The organism is Streptomyces cellostaticus, assembly GCF_001513965.1.
GTDB lineage: Bacteria > Actinomycetota > Actinomycetes > Streptomycetales > Streptomycetaceae > Streptomyces > Streptomyces cellostaticus.
Map to the genome: position 1 here is coordinate 1 of NZ_KQ948066.1, position 23,889 is coordinate 23,889.

At 72.4% G+C, this 23,889-nt stretch carries 17 protein-coding genes, 1 tRNA gene and 1 riboswitch; of the genes, 9 read left to right on the forward strand and 9 right to left on the reverse strand.

Annotated features, from left to right (window positions below; translation table 11 throughout):
- Both AQI88_RS47265 and AQI88_RS40695 read right to left on the reverse strand, forming a co-directional pair.
- Positions 1-234 (reverse strand): hypothetical protein (locus AQI88_RS47265; protein WP_208616082.1); only part of this gene is annotated, 234 nt, incomplete at its 3' end.
- Between the two features lie 571 nt (positions 235-805).
- On the reverse strand, positions 806-1,492 hold the full coding sequence (locus AQI88_RS40695; RefSeq protein WP_067010635.1) for a TetR/AcrR family transcriptional regulator: 687 nt from the start codon (positions 1,490-1,492) through the stop codon (positions 806-808).
- A 165-nt stretch (positions 1,493-1,657) separates the two neighbouring features.
- Between AQI88_RS40695 and AQI88_RS40700 the strand changes: the two genes are divergently transcribed.
- Positions 1,658-2,254 carry an NADPH-dependent FMN reductase gene (locus AQI88_RS40700; RefSeq protein ID WP_208616083.1) on the forward strand — a complete coding sequence of 199 codons (597 nt, stop codon included), beginning with the start codon at positions 1,658-1,660 and terminating at the stop codon, positions 2,252-2,254.
- 20 nt (positions 2,255-2,274) lie between these two features.
- A complete protein-coding gene (locus tag AQI88_RS40705) occupies positions 2,275-3,729 on the forward strand; it encodes a DHA2 family efflux MFS transporter permease subunit (protein WP_079058150.1) in 1,455 nt (484 codons plus the stop codon).
- A gap of 451 nt (positions 3,730-4,180) precedes the next feature.
- Here the strand turns inward: AQI88_RS40705 and AQI88_RS40710 are convergent, their stop codons facing one another.
- Positions 4,181-4,816 (reverse strand): GTP cyclohydrolase II, encoded by a 636-nt coding sequence (locus AQI88_RS40710; protein WP_067010637.1) that lies wholly within the window; start codon positions 4,814-4,816, stop codon positions 4,181-4,183.
- Between the two features lie 103 nt (positions 4,817-4,919).
- Complete coding sequence (locus AQI88_RS40715; protein WP_067010639.1) at positions 4,920-5,450, reverse strand: MarR family winged helix-turn-helix transcriptional regulator; 531 nt, start codon at positions 5,448-5,450, stop codon at positions 4,920-4,922.
- Positions 5,451-5,529: 79 nt separating this feature from the next.
- On the opposite strand from AQI88_RS40715, the gene AQI88_RS40720 reads away from it, so the two are divergent.
- The 4 genes from AQI88_RS40720 to AQI88_RS40735 all read left to right on the forward strand — a co-directional run bounded on the left by AQI88_RS40720 (position 5,530) and on the right by AQI88_RS40735 (position 9,338).
- A complete protein-coding gene (locus tag AQI88_RS40720; RefSeq protein ID WP_067010641.1) occupies positions 5,530-6,663 on the forward strand; it encodes a dihydrofolate reductase family protein in 1,134 nt (377 codons plus the stop codon).
- A 66-nt stretch (positions 6,664-6,729) separates the two neighbouring features.
- Positions 6,730-6,803: transfer RNA gene (locus tag AQI88_RS40725), tRNA-Met, on the forward strand.
- Positions 6,804-7,104: 301 nt separating this feature from the next.
- Positions 7,105-7,271, forward strand: a riboswitch (cyclic di-AMP (ydaO/yuaA leader).
- A 9-nt stretch (positions 7,272-7,280) separates the two neighbouring features.
- Positions 7,281-8,321 carry a M23 family metallopeptidase gene (locus AQI88_RS40730; RefSeq protein ID WP_067010642.1) on the forward strand — a complete coding sequence of 347 codons (1,041 nt, stop codon included), beginning with the start codon at positions 7,281-7,283 and terminating at the stop codon, positions 8,319-8,321.
- A 72-nt stretch (positions 8,322-8,393) separates the two neighbouring features.
- Positions 8,394-9,338, forward strand: a complete 945-nt coding sequence (locus tag AQI88_RS40735; protein WP_067010644.1) for an aldo/keto reductase — start codon at positions 8,394-8,396, stop codon at positions 9,336-9,338.
- A 142-nt stretch (positions 9,339-9,480) separates the two neighbouring features.
- Here the strand turns inward: AQI88_RS40735 and AQI88_RS40740 are convergent, their stop codons facing one another.
- The 4 genes from AQI88_RS40740 to AQI88_RS40755 form a co-directional block, all read right to left on the reverse strand.
- Positions 9,481-10,782: a PrsW family intramembrane metalloprotease gene (locus AQI88_RS40740; protein WP_067010646.1), complete on the reverse strand. Its 1,302-nt coding sequence runs from the start codon at positions 10,780-10,782 to the stop codon at positions 9,481-9,483.
- A 27-nt stretch (positions 10,783-10,809) separates the two neighbouring features.
- Positions 10,810-11,652 carry a tRNA (guanosine(46)-N7)-methyltransferase TrmB gene (trmB, locus tag AQI88_RS40745; protein ID WP_079058151.1) on the reverse strand — a complete coding sequence of 281 codons (843 nt, stop codon included), beginning with the start codon at positions 11,650-11,652 and terminating at the stop codon, positions 10,810-10,812.
- Positions 11,653-11,834: 182 nt separating this feature from the next.
- On the reverse strand, positions 11,835-13,052 hold the full coding sequence (gene lhgO / locus AQI88_RS40750) for an L-2-hydroxyglutarate oxidase (protein WP_067010650.1): 1,218 nt from the start codon (positions 13,050-13,052) through the stop codon (positions 11,835-11,837).
- A gap of 192 nt (positions 13,053-13,244) precedes the next feature.
- Positions 13,245-14,672, reverse strand: coding sequence for an NsdA family TPR-like regulatory protein (locus AQI88_RS40755; RefSeq protein WP_067010652.1), 1,428 nt, complete (start codon positions 14,670-14,672; stop codon positions 13,245-13,247).
- Positions 14,673-15,431: 759 nt separating this feature from the next.
- Here AQI88_RS40755 and AQI88_RS40760 point away from each other — a divergent pair.
- The 3 genes from AQI88_RS40760 (at position 15,432) to AQI88_RS40770 (ending at position 21,772) form a co-directional block, all read left to right on the forward strand.
- Positions 15,432-17,519 carry an asparagine synthase-related protein gene (locus AQI88_RS40760; RefSeq protein ID WP_067010654.1) on the forward strand — a complete coding sequence of 696 codons (2,088 nt, stop codon included), beginning with the start codon at positions 15,432-15,434 and terminating at the stop codon, positions 17,517-17,519.
- A gap of 91 nt (positions 17,520-17,610) precedes the next feature.
- Entirely contained in the window at positions 17,611-18,378 is a 768-nt protein-coding gene (locus AQI88_RS40765) for a hypothetical protein (RefSeq protein WP_067010656.1), read from the forward strand.
- A 40-nt stretch (positions 18,379-18,418) separates the two neighbouring features.
- Positions 18,419-21,772 carry an ATP-binding protein gene (locus AQI88_RS40770; protein WP_067010657.1) on the forward strand — a complete coding sequence of 1,118 codons (3,354 nt, stop codon included), beginning with the start codon at positions 18,419-18,421 and terminating at the stop codon, positions 21,770-21,772.
- Here AQI88_RS40770 and AQI88_RS40775 read toward each other — a convergent pair.
- Positions 21,769-23,694: a sigma-70 family RNA polymerase sigma factor gene (locus AQI88_RS40775; RefSeq protein ID WP_208616084.1), complete on the reverse strand. Its 1,926-nt coding sequence runs from the start codon at positions 23,692-23,694 to the stop codon at positions 21,769-21,771. The genes AQI88_RS40770 and AQI88_RS40775 overlap by 4 nt on opposite strands.
- Positions 23,695-23,889 lie beyond the last annotated feature (195 nt).

Consider the following 23,889-nt stretch of genomic DNA (forward strand, 5'->3'; position numbering starts at 1 on the left):
AATGAGGCGAAGGCACTCGTCCCAGGCCGCTAGGAAACCTTCGTACGCCTGAAGTTGCTGCTGCCGAAGCCAATGGGCTTGATCGACTGTGGCTTGATCGCGAACTTGTTGCAAGGTGGCTTGCGCACTGAGCACAGCGCCCTTCTTCGTGGCCCGCGCCGACAGGACTGCACCGACGACAGTGCCGGCCAGTCCGAACACCGCGGCCACTAAGGCGACAACAAGTTCCATCATGACGAGACATCATCGCGGCGATGACCGTCAGGCGGAATGGAACGTCCGTGGACCTGGTTGTGCAACCCCATGCCTCGCTCCAAACGCCCCAGATCACCGCTGACCCCGCCACGGGGAAAAGTGCTGTTCACCGGCCTGTCGTGCGTGAGCGATGCGTGAGCGATGCGTGAGCGGACGGGATGGCACGAGCCGACACGGGATAGACCGCCGATCATTCCGCATGTGCCCTGACCAGGTGTTTCCGGACACGGAAGCAGCGCCCGGAACCACCCGGCAAGCTTTGGCCAGGACTTTTAATCCATTGGTTGTGGGTTCGAGTCCCACAGGGCCTACGGATGGCGGGCGGGGTATATGGCCTCTGACCTGCTGTGCAGCGCTCGGGCTGGCTTCGGCCGGCTCGGGCGCTGTTTCGTTTTCCGGCTCATGCGGGTGCGCGGCGCGACCGGCGACTGCGGCGCACTGGTGTTCTCGGTAGCGAGTCAGGCCACACCCAGCGAGCTGCGACGACGCCGACACCGCAGCTCTCCATGTCGGCGTAGCCTGACCGGTGAGTCCGTGACCTGGGTGACTGTCAGGTCGCCGCGTACGCCCGCAGGAACGCCGCCACGCCGCCCGTGATCAGGCGGTCCGTTTCCTGCTGTGGCAGGGGCAGGACGCCGTAGTGGGTCAACTGGACGATGGTGTGCGAGGTCAGGGCCATGAAATGGCCCGCGGTCAGGGCCGGGTCGCCGTGGACGTCGAGCAGCCCGGCCTCGGCGAGATGCGCCATCGCCTCCGTGACCGCGCGGCCGACCGGCTCCGGACCCGCCGCGTGCCAGGCCTTCAGGACCTCCGGCGGTACGTGATCGGCCTCGGCGTGGATGTGGCGGACCAGGGCGAAGTGGTTCGGGTAGTCGTTCATGAGGCCGACGAACGCGCGGGCGAGGGCGACGAGGTCGCGTTCCAGGGCGTCGGGGTGCGGGGGACGGCCGGGATCCAATACGGAGCGCAGGATCGCCAGTTGGGCGTCCCGTACCTCGCTCGACGTCCAGGTCACGACGGTCTGGAAGAGCTGTGCCTTGCCGCCGGGGAAGTGGTTGTACAGCGTGCGCGTGGACACGCCGGCCTCGGCGGCGAGCGCGTCGACCGAGGCGCGCGTGTAGCCCTCGCGGCCGAAGAGCGTGCAGGACGCACTCGCGATGGCCATCTGCTTCGCCAGCTTGCGCGGTGAGACCTCGCGCTGCGCCTGTGCCGGCCGGTCCTCGTTGGTTTCGCCCACTCTCGCCTCTCCTCCTGGCCTGCACTCTACCCGAAGTGCAACGTGCGTTGTAATTCTTACAACGAGCGTTGTACTTTATGGGGGAGGGCGACGGCCGCACCGGGCGGCCGGTCCGTCCTGAGCCTGAAATGGGGGATCCCTGTGTCCGCATCCGTGACCGCATCCGTGACCAACGAAGTCCCGCTCCGCGTCGCCGTCATCGTCGGCAGCGTCCGTGAGGGCCGGCAGGGCCGGGCCGTCGCCGACTGGTTCCTGCGCACCGCCGCCGGTGACGACGGCCTGGACCTCGACGTCATCGACCTCGCGGAGGTCGAGCTGCCGCTGGTGCTGCCCGGCTGGGGCGGCACACCGAGCCCCGAGGCGGCCGCCGCGCTGAAGGACGTATCGCCGCGGCTCGCCGCCGCCGACGCGTTCGTCGTCGTCACCCCGGAGTACAACCACAGCTTCCCGGCGTCCCTGAAGAACTTCATCGACTGGCACCACGCCCAGTGGCAGGCCAAGCCGGTCGGTTTCGTGTCGTACGGCGGTCTCGGCGGCGGTCTGCGCGCGGTCGAGCAGCTCCGGCTGGTCTTCGCCGAGCTGCACGCGATGACCGTGCGGGACTCGGTCAGCCTGCACGGTCCGTGGTCGGGCCTCGGGGAGGACGGGACACCACGCGACGCGGCCGTGACCGAGGGCGCCGGCAAGGGCATGCTCGGCCAACTCGCCTGGTGGGGCCGGGCCTTGCGGGCCGCCCGCACCGAGCGGCCGTACGCGGGCTGAGGGCGGGGCGGAGCGGGAAGATGAGCACCACCGAGTCCACCGAGTCCGAGTCCACCGGGTCCGTCGACGCATCGGCCACCGGCCCTGCCCGGCCGGTACCGGGCGCGTCCTCCGCGCTCTACCGCGTCATCACCGTCGTCGTCATCGGCTCCGTGATGTCCGTGCTCGACATGACGATCGTCAACGTCGCGCTGCGTCGCCTCTCGGAGTCCTTCTCGGCCCCGCTGGAGACGATCCAGTGGACCGCCACCGCGTACACGCTCGCGCTCGCCGCGATCATTCCGACCGCCGCCTGGGCGATGGCCCGGATCGGCGCCAAACGCGTCTACCTGACCGCGCTCACCCTGTTCACGCTGGGTTCACTGCTGGCCGCGTGCGCCTGGGACGCGGGCAGCCTCATCGCCTTCCGCGCGGTCCAGGGGCTGGGCGGTGGGCTGCTCATGCCGGTCGGCATGACGATGGTGATGCGGATCGCCGACCGGGAGCGGCTCGGCCGTGCGATGGCCCTGCTGGGGCTCCCCATCCTGGTCGGGCCCGTGGCCGGGCCGGTGCTCGGCGGATGGCTGATCGACTCCGTGTCCTGGCACTGGATCTTCCTGGTCAACCTGCCCGTGGGCGCACTGGCGCTGATCCTCGCGGCCCGGCTGCTGCCCAGGGACACGCCCGGCAGCCGCACCGCCGCCACCCCGCCCCGCCTCGACCTCCCCGGCCTGCTGACCCTCTCGCCCGGCCTTGCCCTGCTCCTCTACGGCCTGGCCCGCGGCGGCGAGCGCGGTGACTTCGGCGCACCGGGCGCCCTTCTGCCCACGCTCGCCGGTGCCGTCCTCGCGGCCGCCTTCGTACGCCGGGCGCTCACCGTGCGCGAGCCGCTGCTGGACCTGCGGCTGCTGCGGGACCGCACGTTCGCCGCGGGCATCGCCACGCTCGCCCTGTTCACCTGCGGCTACTTCGGATCGATGCTGCTCGGTCCGCTGTACTGGCAGCAGGAGCGGGGCGTGAGCGCGACCGCCGCCGGGCTGCTCGGCGCGCCGGTCGGGCTCGCGGTCGGTACGACCATGCAGATCGCGGCGCGGCGGATCGACAAGGTGTCGCCGCGCCGTCTGATCCCGGTCGGCATAGCGGTGGGCGCCCTGGGGATGGCGCTGGTGGGGTTGCAGGTCGGCGAGGCCGGGGTGCCCGGGTGGCGGGTCGTCGCCGCGGCCACGGTCATGGGCGTAGGCGTCGGCATGGTGCTGATGCCGACGATGACGACCGCGACCCGCGACCTGCCCGCCGACCGGCTGGCCGCGGCGAGTACCGCGCTGAGCATCAACTCCCAGCTGGCTGCGTCGGTCGGGACGGCGGTCCTGTCGGTGGTGCTGGGATCGGCGGGCACGGATCCGTCGGGGTTCCGCCTCACCTACGCGATAGCCGCGTCCCTGCTGTCCCTGGCAATCCTGCCGGCACTACGCCTGCCCGCCCGACGTCGGAGTTGAGCCGGTGGGCTTGCTCGGCCTTTGGCGGTCGTGCCGGGTCTGCGGCTGCCGACTCACGACCGAAGCTGAGCCGGTCACCTCGCTCAGCCTTTGGCGATCCTGCCGGCCCGGCGGCTGCCGACTCGCGACCGGAGTTGAGCCGCCGGGCTCGCTCAGCCTTTGGCGGTCGTGCCGGGTCTGCGGCTGCCGACTCGCGGCCGAAGCTGAGCCGGTCACCTCGCTCAGCCCTTGGCGATCCTGCCGGCCCGGCGGCTGCCGACTCGCGACCGGAGTTGAGCCGCCGGGCTCGCTCAGCCCTTGGCGGTTCTGTCGGCCCGGCGGCTGCCGATTCGCGACCGGAGTTGAGCCGCCGGGCTCCCCCTGCCGGGGCCGCGGCCACCCGCCCGCACCGGAGCTGAGCCGCCCAGCTCGCTCACCCCCTGTCAGCTGGCCGGGCCTGCACCGACCCGCCTCAGCCCGCGCTCAGCTCGCTCAACTCCGCCAGCGGCAGCGTGTGCTGGGTCTGCAGGACCTTTGCGCGGAGGTAACGCACGTTGTGTGCCGTGGTGAAGACGCCGGTCGGTACCCGGTCGCGGACGACGGTCCCCAGGGAGCGCAACTGCTCCGCCTTGTCGGGGTTGTTGGAGAGCAGGTCCAGCTCCTCGATGCCGAGGGCCCGCAGCATCTGTGCGGCGGCCGTGTAGTCGCGGGCGTCCTCCGGGAGGCCGAGCGCGGCGTTCGCCTCGTAGGTGTCGAGGCCCTGGTCCTGGAGGGCGTAGGCGTCGAGCTTGTTGTACAGGCCGATGCCGCGCCCCTCCTGGCGGAGGTAGAGCAGGACGCCCCCGCGGTCGGCGATGCGCTCGACCGCCTCGCGCAGCTGGGGCCCGCAGTCGCAGCGGGCCGAGCCGAACACGTCCCCGGTCAGGCACTCGGAGTGCAGGCGGACCAGGGGAACGGGGCCGGGCTCGCCGAGGACGACGGCGACGTGCTCCTGGCCGTCGGTGAGGCCGTGGAAGGTGACGAGTTCGGCGTCGACGCGGTAACCGTCGTGGAAGCGCAGCGGTACCCGGACGCGGGCGCGCTGTGTGGCGGCGGGGGTGTCGGGCATGCGGGTCCCTCCGAGGGCGGTTGCTTCAGTTTTGAAGCAGTGGGTCGTAGAGACCCTACCCCATGCTTAAAAGTTAAAGCAATTGGATTTGAGCGGGCGTGAGTCAGGAATCCGTCGGCCGGGACGAAGAACAGGACGAACGGCGCCGCCACGGGACGTCGCCCACCCCGGCCTCGGCGTCGTCGCCCTGGAGCCCGCGCGTGATCCCCGTGCAGATCTCCTCCAACTGCCGCACCTGCTCCGGCGTGAGCCGGTCGAAGAGGTTCGCGCGGACCGTCTCGACGTGCCCGGGGGCCGTACGCTCCAGTACGGCCGTCCCGGCGTCGGTCAGCACCGCGAGACTGCTCCGCTTGTCCCAGCGGCAGTTCTCGCGCCGCACCAGCCCGTCTCGCTCCAGCCTGGTCACCGCGTAGGTCAGCCGACTGCGGGTGATCTTCAGGCTCTCCGCGAGGTCGGTCATGCGCAGCCGCCGGTCGGGCGCCTCGGAGAGGTTGGCCAGCACGGAGTAGAACAGGTGGGGCATGCCGGCCTCCTGCTGGAGCTGCCGGTCGATCGCGTCCTCCAGCAATTGGGAGGCGGCGATGTAGGCGCGCCAGGCGCGCTGCTCCTCGGGGGTGAGCCAGCGGGTCGTCATGCTGCCAGTGTAGGTTTGTTTCAAACTTGAACCAAGACGACCGACAACCAAGACAGCCTTCCACAGGGAGACCGCGCCGATGCCGTACCCGTACGTCCTGCTGTCCGCCGCCGTCTCCCTCGACGGCTACCTGGACGACACCGGTCCCGAACGGCTCCTGCTGTCCAGCCCGGCCGACTTCGACCGGGTCGACGAGGTACGGGCCTCGGTCGACGCCATCCTGATCGGCGCCGGCACCATCCGCGCCGACAATCCGCGCCTGCTGGTGAACTCCCCCGAGCGCCGCGCGGCCCGCGTGGCCGACGGCAGGGCCGCATACCCGCTGAAGGTCACCGTCACCGCCACCGGCGACCTCGACCCGGCCGCGAACTTCTGGCACACGGGCGGCGAGAAGCTCGTGTACACGACGGACAAGGGCGCCGAGCAGGCCTCCCGGGCCCTCGGCCGGACCGCCGACGTGGTCTCCCTCGGTCCCGCCCTCGACTGGCGCGCCCTGCTGGAACACCTGCACGACGTGCGCGGCGTACGGCGCCTGATGGTCGAGGGCGGCGGAACCGTCCACACCCAGCTCCTCCAGCAGGGCCTCGCCGACGAGCTCCAGCTGGTCCTCGCCCCGCTGTTCGTCGGCGACCCGGCGGCACCGCGCCTGTTCGGCCCGGGGTCGTACCAGGGCGGTCGGCTCCGGCTCACCGAAACCCGCTGGATCGAGGACGTCGTGCTGATGCGCTACGAGCCCACCGCACCCGGCACCGGCCCCGTACCCACGGCCGCCGACCGGCACTGGCTGCGCACCGCCTGTGAGCTGGCCGCCCTGTGCCCGCCCTCGGAGACGGCCTTCAGCGTCGGCGCGGTGGTGGTCGCCGCCGACGGCACGGAGCTGGCGCGCGGCCACTCGCGCGAGGGCGGCGATCCGGTGGTCCACGCCGAGGAGGCGGCCCTCGCCAAGCTCGACCCGGCGGACCCGCGCCTGCCCGGCGCCACGGTCTACAGCAGCCTCGAACCCTGCTCCCGCCGCGCCTCCCGCCCCGCACCGTGCGCCGAGCTGATCCTGCGGGCGGGGGTGCGCCGGGTGGTCACGGCCTGGCGGGAGCCGGACACGTTCGTGACGGCGGCCGACGGCACCGGGGTACTGCTGAGCGCGGGCGTGGACGTCGTACTGCTGCCGGAACACGAGGGACGGGCGAAGGCGCCGAACGCGCATCTGCTGCCCTGAACAGGGCCTCACCGGAAACCCGTGTGCTTGGTGTCCTGCGAATGAGGTACAGTAGAGACACAACGACGCGGGGTGGAGCAGCTCGGTAGCTCGCTGGGCTCATAACCCAGAGGTCGCAGGTTCAAATCCTGTCCCCGCTACTGAAGGCTCAGGGCCGGAATCCAGCAATGGGTTCCGGCCCTGAGTGTTTTCTCGTGCACACGCTGACCGTCATCACCCAAGGTGACCGGACGGCAGCCCTCCGCATCACATCTGAGTCACCATCAAAACGTCTGTGACTCCTGAACGCCGGTCAACTCGCCCGTTTTCCACCGGTCGTGACGCGTACGTCCACCCCGAAGAACGTTAATGATCAAGCCGAACAGCTTGGAATCTGACGGGTGGGTCTATTAACGTTCGATAACGCAGCGCGGTCGTCCCAGCCGTCACCCGCGACGGCTCCGTGCGCACGCGCCGAATCCCGCAAGGGAACCGGGGAACCACCACCTTGGGGTGAATCACGCGGATGCCGTCGTGAACTGCTTGAGTCCACGACCGGTATACGCGCGTAGGAGACCTTCCTGCTCCGAACCCGTCAGCTAACCCGGTAGGCGGAGGAAGGAAAGGAGTACGCCCGCGTGGCGTCCAACCGGCCTGCCCCAGAAGCCCCGTTCATACCGGCTCAGCCCGAGACCGAGACCTTCGGCTACGGCGACTACCGCACCGAAGAGGGCCCCTGGGAGGAGTGGAACCCCACCGAGGACTCCATCCGCCCGGTACGCGGCCGGCACCGCGTTGCCAAGCAGCGCGGCGGCGGACTCGCCCGCAGCTCCACCGTCCTCGGCGTCGGTGTCATAGCCGCCGTCGGCGCGGGCGGCATGGCCAGTGCCCACACCGGCAAGCCGCCGGTGTCCCTCTCCATGCCCGACCTGCCCTCCGTCGGCTCCCTGTTCGACGACGGCTCCTCCGCCTCCGATGCGCCCAAGGCCACCACGGCCTCGCTCAGCAACGTCGGCGTGACCTCCGCCGACAGCGACCAGGGCGGCAACGCCGGCGAGGCCCTGCGCAACCGGATCATGGCCCAGGCCGAGCAGCAGAAGAGCAGGGCCGACGGCAGGGCCACCGCGGCCGCCGTCGCCGCCGCCGAGAAGCAGACCGCCGACGCGGCCGCCAAGGCGGAGAAGGAAGCCGCCGCCAAGGCCGCCGACGCCAAGGAGAGTGCGGAGGCCGCGGCGAAGAAGAAGGCCGAGGCGGAGCGCCTTGCCGAGCTGGCCAAGCAGTACACGCTGCCGACGTCGTCGTACACGATCACCTCGACCTTCGGCCAGGCCGGCTCGATGTGGTCCTCCGGCTACCACACCGGCCTCGACTTCGCCGCGCCCACCGGCACGCTCATCAAGGCCATCCACAGCGGCACGATCACCGAGGCCGGCTGGGCCGGTGCCTACGGCTACCGGACGATCCTGACCCTGGACGACGGCACCGAGCTGTGGTTCTGCCACCAGTCCTCGATCAACGTCAAGGTCGGCCAGAAGGTCAGCACCGGCGACGTCATCGGCCGCGTCGGCGCCACCGGCAACGTCACGGGCCCGCACGTCCACCTGGAGGTCCACCCGAACGGCCAGTCCACCGGCATCGACCCGATGGCGTGGCTGCGCGACAAGGGCCTCAACCCCTGACGAGTCCTTCTTTGCGAGACCATGGCACCGGCGGCGGAATGCGATCATCCACCGCCGGTGTTGACGTAGAGCATGACTTCTCTGCGCAAACTCGGCTCCTCCGGCCTCGAGGTCTTCCCGCTCTCCCTCGGCGGTAACGTGTTCGGCTGGACCGCGGACGAGGAGACCTCCTTCGCCGTCCTTAACGCCTACACGGCCGCCGGCGGCAACTTCGTCGACACCGCCGATGCCTACTCGGCGTGGATCGAGGGCAACAAGGGCGGCGAGTCCGAGACGATCATCGGCAAGTGGCTCAAGGCCCGCGGCAACCGCTCCGACGTCGTCATCGCGACCAAGGTCAGTCAGCACCCGCAGTACCAGGGCCTGTCCGCGGCCAACATCAAGGCGGCCGCCGACGCCTCCCTGCGCCGTCTGGACACCGACTACATCGACCTCTACTACACCCACTACGACAAGCCCGAAGTGCCGGTCGAGGAGATCATCGGCGCCCTCGACGAACTGGTGAAGGCGGGCAAGGTGCGGCACATCGCCGCCTCCAACATCAGCGCCGAGCGGCTCCAGGCCTCCCTCGACTTCTCCGAGCGCGAGGGCCTGGCCCGCTACGTGGCCCTCCAGCCCCACTACAACCTCGTCTCCCGTGACACCTACGAGGGCCCGCTGCAGGACCTCGCCGCCGGTGCGGGTCTCGCGGCGGTCCCGTACTTCGCCCTCGCCTCCGGCTTCCTCACCGGCAAGTACCGCCCCGGTGCGACGGTCGACAGCGCCCGCGCCGGCGCGGCCGCGGGGCACCTCGAATCGGAGCGCGGCCAGAAGGTCCTGACGGCCCTGGACGAGATCGCCACCGCCCACGAGGCCCCCGTGGCCACGGTCGCCCTCGCCTGGCTGGCCGCCCAGCCGACGGTGACGGCCCCGATCGCCTCGGCACGGACGGTGGAACAGCTCCCGGCACTGCTGGGGGTGGCACAGCTGCGGCTGACGGACGAGGACCTGAAGAAGCTGACGGAGGCCTCGGCCTAGCCACGCTTCCGCCCGCCGAGCCGGTCGCGTTCCGGCGGCGCCGGACCCGCTGCAACCCGGACGGGCCTTAGGGCTGCCTTAGGGCCTGTCCGGTGGATCCTGCCGGAATCGCGCTGATGAGGCACCGTCGGCCGGACAGGCCCTAGGACCGATACGGGTTGTACGCGGGATGGGGCGCCGCCGGATAGCCGTACCAGTAGGGCACCGGCGCCCCGTACAACGGCTGGGCCGGCGCAGCCGCCCTCGCCGCATACTCCAACGCCGGGCGGGCCACTTCCCTGCGCAGCCACAGCTCGCCGAGCAGCTCCCGCTCCCGTACGACGAAGTCGGCTCCGGCCCGCCCGCGCCGTCCCCGCTGCCGCAGGAACGCCAGCGAGGTGGCGTACGCCTCGTACTGCGCCACCGCCCGAGCCGCGGGCCGCCCGCCGAAGTGCTGCCGGGCGTGGTCCCGGGCCATCCGCCGCGCCCGCATCGACCCGAGCACGAACGGCTCGGCCGGCCCCAGCCACCCGGCGTACACATACGCCGGCAGTTCCTCCCGCACGATCCGCAGCTCCCGCTGCCGGGTCCAGATCGAGAGCCACGTCAGCAGCGCGAACGCGGGCAGCATGAAGGCGCCGTAGACGGCGAAGAACCCGAACTCGCCGAAGGTCGAGGAACCGTTCCAGAAGGCGTGCATGCTCATCGCGAGCAGCAGCCCGCCGAGCGGGATCAGTACGCGCCGGGCGGGCTGCCGTTCGGTGCCGAGCGCGGCGAGGCCGAAGCCGATGCCGGTGAACACGGTGAACAGGGGGTGCGCGAACGGCGACATCACGATGCGCACGAAGAAGGTGGCGGCGGTGACGGAGGCGATGCCGCGGTCGCCGGTGATCTGGTCGGTCCCGAAGGCCGTGCCCAGGTAGAGGATGTTCTCGGTGAACGCGAACCCGGTGGCGGTGACCCCGGCTATCACGACACCGTCCACGATCCCGGTGAAGTCCCGTCGGCGGAACAGGAACACCAGCAGCACGGACGCGGCCTTGGCGGACTCCTCCACGATGGGCGCTATCACGGTCGCGCCGAGGGTGTTGGCACTGGCGGGATCGGCGGTCGCCGTGGCGATCCACTTCGTCGCGAAACTGTTGGCGACGATGGCGATCAGCGCCGCCGCGCAGGCGCCCCAGGCGAACGCGAAGACCAGATTGCGCCAGGGGCCGGGCTCGACCCGGTCCAGCCACCGGAAGGCGGCTATGAGCCACGGCACGGGCAGCACGGCGAGCCCCAGCCCGACCAGGAACCCCTCCGTGCCGGTCTGCCGCCGCACCAGCGCGAGGATCACGAGCCCGGACAGCGCCAGCAGCGTGATCAGCGCTCCGTAGCGCACCCACCGGCGCTGCCACCAGTGCGGATGCGCTCCGCTTCCGGGGCCGGGGGAGTAGGTCGGGTACGGAGGACTGATGGCCACGGCATCGACCCTAACGGTGACCGGACGCTACTGGTCCTGGTGCGGTACGCGACGGAAGAGCAGATCGTTCACCACATGTCCCTTGTCCAGTCCCTGACCCTCGAAACGGGTCAGCGGCCGGAACTCGGGGCGTGGCGCGAAACCGCCGTCTGCCTGGGTGTTCTCGAAGTCCGGATGCGCGGTGAGCACTTCGAGCATCTGCTCGGCATACGGCTCCCAGTCCGTCGCGCAGTGCACGATCGCCCCCGGCTTCAGCCGGGTCGCGGCCAGCGACAGGAACTCGGGCTGGATCAGCCGCCGCTTGTGGTGCCGCTTCTTGGGCCAGGGGTCCGGGAAGTACACGCGCAGCCCGTCGAGCGAGTCGGGCCGGAGCATCTCCCTGAGCAGGATGATGGCGTCCCCGTTCCCCACGCGGATGTTGGACAGCCCGTTCTGTTCGGCGAGATTGAGCAGATTCCCCTGCCCCGGCGTGTGCACGTCGACGGCGAGGACATTGGCGTCCGGGTGCCCGGCGGCCATCTGCGCGGTGGCCTCGCCCATCCCGAACCCGATCTCGAGCACGACGGGATTGCCGTTCCCGAACATCTCTTCGAGGTCGATGACGTGCTGTCCATCGATGTCCAGCCCCCACTGGGGCCACAGCCGCTGCAGCGCATCGGCCTGCCCGGCTGTCACCCGGCTCCGGCGCGGCTGAAAACTCCGGATCCGCCGTTCGAAGTGCGACCCGGCGGGATCGGCCTTGGGCCCGTCCGGAAACCGCGGCTCCCCTTTGCCCCGGGTGTGCCGAACGGACTCACCGGGGACATGCGAGGACTGCGGCTCGGCGGGGCCGGACCGGGGGGCTTCGGGGATATGCAGCGACTCAGACACAGTGACACCGATTTTACGGCGCCTTCTCGACCTACCGAGTCCTCCGGGACGGTGCCCCCTCAGCCCACCGAGTCCTCCGGGACGGCGCCTTCTCAGCCCACCGAGTCGGGTGGTGGGTGGGCATAGGCCGGGGGTCCAGGGGGCGGAGCCCCCTGGGGCGGCGCCTGCAGCACAGCTCAGCCTCACAGCGCCCCGAGCATCTCCAACGCCCGCCGCCCGACCTCCCGGCCGATCGGCAGCGAAGCGGTAGCAGCAGGAGACGGCGCATTGAGAACATGCACAGCCCGAGCCCCCTCGCGAATCAGGAAATCGTCCACCAGCGTCCCGTCCCGCAACACCGCCTGCGCCCGCACCCCGGCAGGGGCCCGCACCAGATCCCCCTCCTCCACCGCAGGCAACAGCCGCCGCACCGCCTCCAGGAACGCCCCCTTCGACACCGACCGCCGCAGCTCCCCCGCCCCGTACCGCCAGTGCCGCCGGGCGATCACCCACGAACCGGGCCACGCCACCGTCCCGGCCAGCTCCCGGGGCCGTACGATCCCCCACCCGTACCCCTCCCGGGCCAGCGCCGGCACCGCATTGGGCCCGATGTGCACACCCCCGTCGATCCCGCGGGTCAGATGCACCCCGAGGAACGGGAACGCCGGGTCCGGCACCGGATACACCAGCCCCCGCACCAGCTCGGGCCGCGCCAGCTCGTAGTACTCCCCCCGGAACGGCACGATCCGCACTCCGGGCTCGTCCCCGGTGAGCCGCGCCACCTCGTCGCAGTGCAGCCCGGCGCAGTTCACCAGCACCCGCCCGCGTACGACGTCCCCGTCCGCGGTCAGCACGGCCACGCCCCGCTCCGGCCGCCGGTCCACTCGTACGACCCGCGCGCCGTACCGGATCTCCGCCCCCGAGGCCTGCGCAAGCTGCCGGGCGACGCCCACGAAGTCGCACACACCGGTCGTGCCGACGTGTATGGCCGCCAGGCCCCGCACCTCCGGCTCGTACTCGCCGATCTGTGCGGCGCCCAGCTCCCGCACGGGTATCCCGTTCTCCCGCCCCCGCTGGACGAGTGCGTGCAGCCGGGGCAGCTCCTCCCGGTCGGTGGCGACGATCAGCTTCCCGGTGACGGCATGCGCGATGCCGTACTCGGCGCAGAACTTCACCATCTCGGCGGCACCCCGCACCGCGTACCGCGCCTTGAGTGAGTCCGGCCGGTAGTAGATCCCGCTGTGGATGACCCCGCTGTTGCGCCCCGTCTGGTGCCGGGCCGGGCCCGGCTCCTTCTCCAGCACGGTCACCCGTGTACCCGGCGCGCTCCGCGTGATCGCATACGCCGTGGACAGCCCGACGATCCCGCCCCCGACCACGAGCACATCACAGTCGTACGCACCGACCCGCACCTGCACCACCTCCCGCTTTAGATAGTGCACTGCGCCACTGACAGAGCCTTCAAACCAGGGAGGGCACGGCGCCGTGAAGGGGCGCGGGGCCGCACCCGTATGCGGCTTTGCCGCGTGGGCGCGACAAGCCACGGACAACCCGCAGCCCCAAGATCACAGCAACCAGGCAGACGCATCGGAGACCCGCCCACAGCGGAGTGCTTACGCCGGAGCCATCATCAAAAGAGGCCGGGCCCGCTCCCGCAACTCCACCACCCGCGGCTCATCCCCATACGGCTCCAGCCGATGCAGCAGATCCTTCACGTACTCCGTGGTCCGGGCAGAAGAGATCCGCCCAGCCACCTCCACCGCCCGCACCCCCTGCTCACAGGCCGCATCAAGATTGCCCGACTCCAGCTCGGCAACGGCAGAAACCACCAACCGCAGTCCGTGCGACCGCACAAACTCCTCCGTCGGCTGCGACAACGCCTGCTCGGTGAACCGCCGCACCTGCCGCGGCGCCTTCAGATCGCGGTAGCACTCCGCCGCATCGGCGGCAAACCGGTCGTATCCATAAAAACCAAGCCAAGAGGGGTCGTTGTCACCTTCCCTGGACCGCTCAAGCCAGCCCTCGGCCGCCTTCAGTGCCGCGCCGGCGGCCTGCGCGTCCCCCGCGCGCGCGTGCGCCCGCGCCTCGATCAGCCGGTAGAAACTCATGGTGCGCGCGGTCGCCAGTCCCCGGTTGCGCTCCAGCGCGGCCTGCGCGAGATCCACACCCTCGTCGCCGAAGCCCCGGTACGTCGCCTGCAGGGACATGGAGGCCAGCACATACCCCCCGAGAGGGACGTCCGCCGCTGCGCGCGCGAGCCGCAGCGCCTGGATGTAGTACCGCTGCGCGGCCTCCTGCTGGCCGGTGTCGAAGGCCATCCAGCCGGCCAGCCGGGTGAGTTCCGCGGCGGCCCCGAACAGGGCGCGGCCGACCTCGTCGGAGTACGAGCCGAGCAGCAGCGGCGCCGCCTCCACCCGCAAGCACTCCGGCACCATGGACGAACGCCAGTCGCCGCCTCCGTATTTGGAGTCCCAGCGCCTGGCGTCCTCGGCGGCTTCCCGCAGCTTCTGCACATCGCTGTGGCCGACTTTGATCGGTGCGCCGGAGCCCTCGGCAGAGTTCGCCTCCCGCGCGACCGAGCTGTCGGCGGGGGTTATCAGCCATCGTGAGGCGGGCGTTGCGTATGCGCTCACTGCGAACGATCCGGCGAGCGACTGCCAGATGCCGCCGGAGCCCGCCCGGCGCCCGGCGAGGTCGAGCCGGTACAGCTCGGTGGCCGACTTCACCGCCTGTCCTACGTCTCTGGGGAAGGCGAGGCCCACTTCGGGGGCGGGATCCGCGTCCGCCAGGCCGATCTCGTGGAGCGGCACCGGGCGGCCCAGCTTCTGGCCGATGGCGGCCGCGATGAGGTGTGGCGCCGCTCCCTGCGGCACCATCCCCTTCGACACCCAGCGCGCCACCGAGGTCTTGTCGTAGCGAAGAGTCAACCCGCGTTGCGCGCCAAGATCGTTGACGCGTCGCGCGAGTCCTGCGTTGCTGATTCCCGCGAGGGCGAGAACGGTGCCGAGCTTTTCGTTCGGCCCGCGTTGCTCCCTGGACATGCGTCACCCCTCGACACAGACGGCTGCCGCGCTGGCATAACCGTGCGGCATTCGTAAACCCAGCGTAGTTCGCCGCATCCCAAGCGTTAAGGGGCATTGTTCCGGATGGCGGGATTGTGGTCCGTACGGGAGTACGGCCCTGTACGCACCGTGCACACGCTGTCGCGGCGTGCCCCCGGCCGTGTGGCCGTGCGCCCGCCCGTGCGCTCTTCTCCAGCCATCGGGGGAGCGGTTCCATGGCTGATGCGTGGGTCGGCCCGCTGTACTGGATCCAGTGGGCTGGGGGACACCGCCACCTTCATCCCCGCGGGTGGCGGACCGGTCCGGGAGGCGTTGACCGCCTCCCGGACTGTGCGCGTGTCCGCGCCTCCGTGCGTTCCGCAGGCCTGTACGGAGCGTGCTCAATTCTGGGCGGCTGTCTCAGATTTGGCCGAAAATCGACCCCTGCCCTCCGCGGGTGATTTCCGCCCCCACCACGGGACTTGAGGGCGCGAAGGGCGTTTTGGGGGAGCGTATCGGGGGCGCATTCGCGTCGCACCCGTAGCAGGGTCCCGGCACACCCGCCTCGCGCTCGCCCCGCACCCGCCTTGAGCCGTACGGGGGTTGGCCCGGCCTTCCCGCCCCGGCCTCCCGCGCCGTTCCCCCGGCCTTCCCTCGATCGAAGGCCGCGTCACCGGCCCTCCACGGCGCGTTCTTCATGGCAGCATGGGGAACCGGTTCGTACGGTGCACTGGTTGTCCACAGCCTGTGGAGGCGTCGATGCGGTGGTTGGTGGGTTGGAGCAGCACCGCCGCGGGTGCCGCGATCGGCTCCGCGGGCGCCACCGGATTCGACGGTGAGACCCTGCACCCGGTCGGCTCCCAGCTCCTGTGGGGCGATCCCGATCCCCTGTGGGCCGTGGGCGACTGGCGACCGGACGAGGTGCGCGTGGTGAAGGCCGACGCGCAGAACCGGATCGCCGTCCTCGGCATCTGCGGCGCCTCCGACGAGGAGCTGCGGCGCGCCCTGTTCACCGCGCGCGGGGGCGCACTGCGCCATCTGACGACCTGGCCGGGCAGTTACACGGCCGTCGTCCAGGTGGGCCGCCGCGTCACCGTCTGCGGCGATCTCGCGGGCGCCCGCCCCGTGTTCCACACCCCCTGGGCCGGCGGCACTGCCTATGCCACGGCCGCGCTGCCACTCGCCGACCTGGTCGAGGCCAACCTCGACTTCGGCCATCTCGCGGCCCTGCTCGCCGCCCCCGAGGTGCCGGCCGCGCTGCGCGACACCACCCCGTACGACGGCGTGCGGCGCATTCCGCCGGGGCATGCGCTCGTCCTGCGTGCCGGAGCGCGCGAGATCGCCGGGTACGAGCCGGTCGCCTCCCTCGCCGTGGCCGCGCCCCCGGCCGACCCCGACCGTGCGGTGGACGCCGTACGCGACGCGCTCGTCGAGGCGGTGCGCGCGCGCCTGTCGGCGCCCCGGCACGTGCCCGACCTCGACCCCGGGCCGGTGCCCGGCATGGGCCCCGCCGAGCGGCGGGCCGCGCGCGGGATGCCGGTGCCGGGGATCGGCGCCGACCTGTCCGGCGGACCGGCCTCCGGCACGCTCGCGCTGCTGGCCGCCGGGCTGCCCGGCCGGCCGGGCACGCTGCTCGGCCACGGCACCGGCGCCGGGGAGCGGCTGCTCGCCGTCACCTTCAACGACCTGGCCGTCGGCGGCCGCGAGGCCGAAGTGGAGCGGGCCGGAAGCCTCGCGGCCAACCCGCGCCTGCACCACGTGGTGGTGACCGGCGGCGAGGAGACCCTGCCCTACGCCGACCTCGACGGGCCCCTCACCGACGAGCCGGGCCCCTCACTCGTCACGGCGGCCCGCCATCGCGCCCGGCTCGCCGCCGGCAGCGCCGACCACTTCACCGGCCACGGTGCCCGCCAGGTCCTGGACGCCCATCCCGCCCGCCTCGCGGACCTCCTCATGGACCGCAAGCGGCGCCACCTGGTCCGGCCGGTCGCGGCCCTCGCACGGGCCGACGGCTCGGTGATGGTCCCCGCGCGCGTGTACGGCGCGGCGCGGCGGCTGGCGCGCACCCCGTACCGGGCGGGCCTGGAGCTGCTCGCCGAGCGGCTGATGCGGCGCCGCTTCGACGACCCCAAGGGGGCGGTCGGCGCCTCGCTCGCCGCGCTGGCCTGGGCGAGACCCGGGCCGGCGGCGCGCTGGCTGACCGGGGAGGCGCTGGCTGAAGTATCGGTTCTGCTCCAGAGCGAGGCGGCCCGCTCGGGGGGCTCCGTCCAGCGCCCCGGTGAGTTCCGCGCGCGTGCGGTCCTCGCCCGGTCCGCCGCCGATCTGCGCGTTCTGGAACAGGCCGCCGAGATCCGCTCCCAGCGCCTGCACGCGCCCTTCCTCGACAACCAGGTCGTCCGCGCCTGCCGCGCCCTCCCCGAGGCCCTGCGGGTCCAGCCCGGTGCCCGCTCCGCCGTCCTGCGTACGGTCCTGGAGGGCGCCGGTGTCACCGACCTCCCGCCCGGCTGGGGTGCGCCCTCCCACGCCTCCTCCGCGGCCGTCACGCGCGCGGGCCTGCGCATGGCCGCCGACTCCCTGGTGGACCTCTTCGCCACGCCTTTCCTGGCCGAGGCCGGACTGGTCGAGGCCCGCGTGGTCCGCAAGGCCCTGCGCGCCGCGTCAGCCGGCGAACCCCTGCCTCTCGACGGCCTCGCCGACCTGATCTCCCTCGAACTCTGGCTCCGCCGCCTCCTCTCCCGCCGGGGCACCTGCTGGACCGGAACGCCCGCACGCGCGCGTGCCGTACCGGCGGGCATCGCACCGCGCCGGGGCGCACTGGGCGCGGGAGCCGCGGGGCTGAGCGGGTAGGCCGACCCGCCCCGGCCGTACAACCAATGGCCCACGCCGACTGTCTTCTCCAGGCCCGGACCAAGATCCGGCTCGTCATGCCTGGAGAACCATGAGAACGAGAACGGCCGCGGCCACCACCATCGGCACCCTGGCGCTGCTCACCGCCCTCGCGCCCGCCGCACAGGCGGACACCCACAAGGGCGACACCACCTTCACCTCGGTGATCTTCAGCAGGCCGACCGTCACCGTCGGCGTCAGCGCGGCACAGAAGCTGACGGTCACGGCCACCGCCAAGGACGGGTCCGGCATCAAGAACATCTGGGGCGGCAAGATACTCAGCCCGGACAACCACGTCATCCTCGCCGACTCCGCCGACTGCACGCGGCCCACCTCGACGACCATGAAGTGCGTGTGGGCGTACACCCTGGAAGCCGACCGCACGGACTACGCGGACCTCAGGAACAGCTGGGCCGGCACCTGGCACTTCAACGCCGAGGCCGGCGCCTACGACGGCGACTACTACGAGATGGTGGACAGCGCGTCGGTCAAGGTGAGGCGGTACGCCAAGCTGACCGCCACCCAGGCCACGCCCGAGCCGGTCGCCAAGGGCGGCACGCTCACCGTGACCGGCACCCTCACGCGCGCCGACTGGAACACCAACACCTACGCCGGCTACGCCTCCCAGAAGGTGGCCCTTCAGTTCAAGAAGTCCGGCTCCACCTCGTACACCACCGTCAAGACGGTGACGACCGACAGCGCCGGCAAGCTGAAGACGACCGTCACCGCGAACGCGGCGGGCACCTGGCGCTGGAAGTTCTCGGGAACCGGGACGACCAGCTCCGCCACGGCGGCCGGGGACGGCGTGGCCTTGAAGTAACCCCCGTGCCTCTGCGCACCCCTCCGGCGACAATGTGTCGGTGCAGTACAGAATCCTGGGCGTCACCCAGGCGGAGGACGACCAGGGCGCCGTCATACAGGTCGGCGGCCCGCGCCTGCGCGCGCTGCTCGCCGCACTGGCGCTGCGCCCCGGGCGGGTCGCCGCCCCGCAGACCCTGATCGGGGAGGTCTGGGCGGACGATCCGCCCCAGGACGCGCCGGCTGCCCTTCAGGCCCTGGTGGGCAGGCTCCGCCGGGCCCTCGGCAAGGACACCGTGGCCTCAGGACCCGGCGGCTACCGCCTTGCCGCCACCGAAGGCGACGTGGACCTCTTCGTCTTCGAGTCCCTGGTACGTACGGCCCGGGCGGCGCTGGACCGCGGCGACGCCCGGGCCGCGGACCGCGACCTGGACGAGGCGCTCGCCCTGTGGACCGGCCCCGCCCTCGCCGACCTCCCGGACCGCACCGCCGCCGCCCGCCCGGACGCGCTCCGGCTGGAGGCGGTCCGGGGCCGCGCCGAGGCCCGCCTGCGACTGGGCCGCGCCGAGGACGTCGTACCGGAGCTGAAGGAACTGACAGCGGCCCACCCGTACGACGAACCCCTGCACGCCCTTCTCATCCGCGCCCTGCGCGACACCGGCCGCCCCGCCGACGCCCTCGCCGCCTACGAGCGCGCCCGCCGCACCCTCGCCGCCACCCTCGGCACCGACCCGGGCCCGGAACTCAAGGCCCTGCACGTGTCGTTGCTGAAGCAGGAGCCGCCCGCCGTCGCCCCGGCCTCCGCCCGGCCCCCGGAGCGGACGGGCAACCTCCGCCCCCGGCTGACATCCTTCGTCGGCCGGGAACCAGAACTCCGGGCCATTCGTTCCGACTTGCACAGGGCCCGCCTCGTCACCCTCACCGGACCGGGCGGCTCAGGAAAGACCCGCCTCGCCGAGGAGGCCGCCGCAGGGCTGCCCCAGGCATGGCTGGCCGAGCTGGCCCCGCTCGACCGGCCGGAGGCGGTGCCCGGCGCGGTGGTCAGCGCGCTCGGTCTGCGCGAGACCGTGCTGCTGCCCCACGACCTGGCGACGACGCAGGGCGACCCCACGGCCCTGCTGATCGAGTACTGCGCACCGCGCAGGCAGCTCCTGATCCTTGACAACTGCGAGCATGTCATCGGCGCGGCCGCCGCCCTCGCCGAGACCCTCCTCACCCACTGCCCGGGGCTCACGATCCTCGCCACCAGCCGCGAACCCCTGGGCGTCCCCGGTGAGTCGGTGCGCCCGGTCGAACCCCTCGTCCCCGAGCAGGCGCACCGCCTCTTCGCGGAGCGGGCGCAGGCCGTCCGTCCCGACGCCGACGCGGTGCTGCGCGACACCGAGGCAGTGGCGGAGATCTGCCGCCGCCTGGACGGGCTGCCGCTCGCCATCGAGCTGGCCGCGGCCCGGCTCAGGCTGCTGACCCCGCGGCAGATCGCCGACCGGCTGGACGACCGCTTCCGCCTGCTCACCTCCGGAAGCCGTACGGTCCTGCCCCGCCAGCAGACCCTGCGCGCCGTCGTCGACTGGTCCTGGGACCTGCTGGACGAGCGGGAGCGGACGGTGCTGCGCGAGGTGTCGGTGTTCGCCGGCGGCTGGGACCTCGCGGCGGCCGAGGCCGTGTGCACCGGCCCGGCGGCGGACCTGATCGGCGCGCTCGTGGACAAGTCCCTCGTCGTGGCCGCTCCGGACAGCCCCGATGGCCCGAACGGCCCGAACGGCCCGAACGGCCCGAACGGCCCGAACGGCCCGAACGGCTCCGGGGGCATGCGGTACCGCATGCTGGAGACCATCCACGAGTACGCCTCCGAGCGCGCGGCCGAGGACCCCGAGCTGCGCGCGGCGGCCGAGCGGCGCCACCGCGCCTGGGTGCGCGCCCTGGCCGAACAGGCCGAACCCCAGCTGCGGTCCGCGGCCCAGCTGCCCTGGATCTCCCGCCTGGAGAGCGACCACGACAACATCCGCGCGGCCCTCGACCGCGCGGTCCGGGCCGGCGACGAGGCGCAGGCGGCCGCGATCGTCCTGGCGATCAGCTGGTTCTGGTGGCTGCGCAACCACCGCCAGGAGGCGGTGCGTTGGGTGCGGCTGGTGCTGCGCCTGGGTGTCGCCCTGGACTCCCTGCCCCAGGGCGCGGGTACCACCGGCCTGCCGGCGTCGACGCAGGCGGCCGACCCGGTCGGCGCCTTCCTCGCCGCCCCCGACGGCGAGGCGGACCACCCGCTGCGGGAGCTGCGCATGGACCTGCGGATGTTCGACCTGTTCCTGACCTCGGAGTCGAGCCCCGAGCACCTCGCGTCCGACGAGCGGGCCCCGGAGTACATCGCGCGCGTGCGGGCCGCCTACGCGTGCGGCGGTCCGCAGGCCGCCCGCATGCCCGGCATCCTCTGGCCGCTGACCGCCTACTACCTGGGCGACCCGGTCGGCGACGTGGTACCCGACCTGGCCGAGGCGCTCGCCAACTGCCGTAGACACGGCGGGGACTGGGAGATCGGCGTTTCCCTGATGTACCGCACCCATATGGTCGTCGACTCGGCGGGCAACCTGCGGGGCGTGGACGAGGACCTGGCGGAGCTGCGGACCCTCAGCCGCCGCGTCGGGGACCGCTGGATGCGGGCGCAGGTGTGCGGCGCGGCCGGCGAGGCCGACATGGCGCGCGGCAGGTTCGAGGAGGCGCGCGGCGAGTACGAGGAGGCGCTGCGCCTCGCCTACGAGGTGGGTGCCTACGCCGAGTCGCCGTTCCTGATGGCGCGCCTCGCCGAGATCGCCTACCGCTCCGGCGAACGCGAGGCCGCCCTGGCCGCACTGGACGAGGCGGGCACGGCTGCCGACCGGTACGGGGTGGCCGAGTCGCGGGCGTTCATCCTGATGATGCGGGCCCACCTCGCCCAGGACGAGGGGGACATCGCCCGCGCCCGCGAGCTGTACGAGCTGACCCGCGCTGCGGTGGCGGCAAGCACCCCGCCCCCGCAGTTCACGGCGGCCCTGCGCGCGGTCGAGGCCCTGATCACGGCTGCCGAATCCGGTCCCCGGCATGCCCTGCCGATCGTGGCCGAGGCGCTGCGCGAGGCGACGGAGCGGCGCTGCGCCGAGGCGATCACGGCGTCCCTGGTGGACATCGGCGCCGATCTGCTGGCCCGGCTCGGTGATCTGCCGGGCGCGGTACGGCTGTTCACGGCCGCCGAGCACTGGCGCGCCGGCCATCCGCGCCCCGAGCCGGACCGCACCCGGGCCGAACAGGTCGACGCGCGCGCCCGCGCGGCACTGTCCCCGGACCGCTACGCGGCCGAGCGTGCCCGGGGCGCCGTGCTCGGCCTGGAGGACGTCCTGCGCCACCTGGAGGCGCCGGCGCCCGCCCGGGCCGGTGACCCCGGCTAGCGGCAGGTGAACCTGGACTCGGCCCAGTCCGCCAGCGTCACCTGGTCGAGGACCTCGCTGTGCGGTTCCACGACGAGCCGTACGGTCTTGCGCCCGGTCAGATCCACATGGACGGCCACGGCCGCGCCCCCGCCCTCGACGGTCCCGGACCGCCACAGCCGGACCCCGTCGGCGTAGACGGAGAAGGAGACCTTGCCGAGCCCGAGGGTCAGGTCGTCCACGCCGGCCAGGGCGTCGTAGGCGGTGCACCGGCGGTTGAGGTCGACGGTGACGGAGGACTCGCCGTGGACGGTGACACCGGGCGCGTACTGCTTGCCGCCGATCGACATGCCGTACCGCTGCCACACCCAGCTGCTCTCGCCCAGCCGCATCTCGGGCCGGGTGCCGTCGCCGCCGACGTCGTAGCGCAGGTCGCTCCACTCGTAGACGACGGGAGCCGGCGGGGGAGCGGGCGTGGGGGGCGGTGTCGGGGTCGGCTTCGGGGTGGGCGTGGGGGTGGGGCTCGGTGTCGGGGGCGGGGTCGGCTGCGGGCTGGGCTCGGCAGCCGGTGTGGGCGTGGGCGTGGGCGTCGGAGCGGGGCTCGGTGTCGGGGGCGGTTCCGGGGCCAGGGCCACCGGCCTGGCAGCGGGCTTCTTCTTCAGCGGCGGCGCGGGGCTGGGCGACTTCGGCCGGACGAGCGGCGCGGACGGCGACGGCTCGGCCACCTCCTTGGCCGGGTGGTTGTCGTTCACCAGCGCCAGGACCACCGCGGTGGCCGCCACCGCGACCACACCGGCGGCGATACCGGCCTTCACCGGCGCCGCGAGCCCCTCGGAGGCCGCCGCGCCACCGGCACCCGCACCCGAGGAGGAGCCACCGGCCGAGGCGGCGGCACCGGCGGCGCCCACCCCGGCACCGCCCGCGACGATGCCGAGCGCCTTCGCGTACCCGGCCGCCCCGAACCAGCCGACGACCGCGACCGGCACCATCGCGGGGATACCGCTCGCGACTTCCTCGATCTGCGCCGCCGCCAGCCGGCACTTGGCACACTCGTCCAGGTGCTTGCGCAGACCTCGTTCGGCGCGGATGCGCAGCTTGCGGCGGGCGTAGGTACCGAGCTGGTCGGCGTAGCGGGCGCACTCCTCGTCACCGGCGAGGGAGGCGCTGACATGGGCCTGCAGATAGGCCTGCTTCAGCCCCTCACGGGCGCGGCTGGCCAGCACCCTGGTGCCGTTGGCGTCCAGCCCGAACAGGACGGCCACCTCGCTCGGCGACTCGTCCTCCACCTCGGTGTGCCACAGCACGGCCTGCCAGCGCTCGGGCAGCGAGCGGAAGGCCTGCATGGCCATGGACTGCTCGGCCTCGTGCAGGGCGCGCACATCGGCGCCCAGGTCCAGGCCCGTTCCGAAGGAGCCCATGGATGCGGTGTCGTCGGACGCCTCGGAGGCGTGCGAGGACTGCTGGGCGAAGACCGCGAAGTCGTCCACGAGCTGCTCGCGCCTGGCCGACTTGGTCCAGTGCGCGGCAACGCGCCGCACCGAGGTCAGCAGATAGGCACGTACGGCGTACTCGGGCCCCGACCCGCCGCGCACCGCCTGGAGCATGCGGGCGAAGACCTCGGCGGTGAGGTCGTCCGCGGTGTGCCCGTCTCGGCAGCAGGTCCGCGCATACCGCCGCACGGCATCCGCGTGGCGCCGGTACAACTCCTCGTAGGCGGAGTCGTCGCCCGCACGCATCCGCTCGATCAACTCACCGTCGGCGGGAGCCGTCTTTCGCGGCGGCAGCACGCTGCCGCCGCGCTGAGCAGGCACACTTCCCTCGACCGGCCCGCCCACCGGGGGCACTGAGGCCCGCCCGCCCTGACTCGGCACCTGCGGCGAGGTCAGCCCGCCGGGCTCCGTGCCACCGTCACCGCGCGACTCGTCCCACCCGTCAACGCTCATCGCGGAAAGCCCCCGACGCCGGCCCAGCCCAACCCGTCACCGGCTCAGGGTGCCACATTGTCTTTCGTTCAAGTACCGCTCCTGCGCCCCATCCACTCATCCGAGCGCACTGGTCACCGAGCGGTACCGGACACCACCCGAACGAGGAGGCCCGACCCCACCCGCACCCGACCGTGACGGCACGGGTGGTGCGGG

Excerpts from the sequence above, each read along its gene's own strand:
- AQI88_RS40710 (WP_067010637.1), bottom strand. The coding sequence starts at position 4,816 with ATGCCCGACACCCCCGCCGCCACACAGCGCGCCCGCGTCCGGGTACCG.
- AQI88_RS40765 (WP_067010656.1), top strand. The coding sequence starts at position 17,611 with ATGAGAACGAGAACGGCCGCGGCCACCACCATCGGCACCCTGGCGCTG.
- AQI88_RS40720 (WP_067010641.1), top strand. The coding sequence starts at position 5,530 with ATGCCGTACCCGTACGTCCTGCTGTCCGCCGCCGTCTCCCTCGACGGC.
- AQI88_RS40715 (WP_067010639.1), bottom strand. The coding sequence starts at position 5,450 with ATGACGACCCGCTGGCTCACCCCCGAGGAGCAGCGCGCCTGGCGCGCC.
- AQI88_RS40705 (WP_079058150.1), top strand. The coding sequence starts at position 2,275 with ATGAGCACCACCGAGTCCACCGAGTCCGAGTCCACCGGGTCCGTCGAC.
- AQI88_RS40755 (WP_067010652.1), bottom strand. The coding sequence starts at position 14,672 with ATGTCCAGGGAGCAACGCGGGCCGAACGAAAAGCTCGGCACCGTTCTC.
- AQI88_RS40735 (WP_067010644.1), top strand. The coding sequence starts at position 8,394 with ATGACTTCTCTGCGCAAACTCGGCTCCTCCGGCCTCGAGGTCTTCCCG.
- AQI88_RS40760 (WP_067010654.1), top strand. The coding sequence starts at position 15,432 with ATGCGGTGGTTGGTGGGTTGGAGCAGCACCGCCGCGGGTGCCGCGATC.
- AQI88_RS40775 (WP_208616084.1), bottom strand. The coding sequence starts at position 23,694 with ATGAGCGTTGACGGGTGGGACGAGTCGCGCGGTGACGGTGGCACGGAG.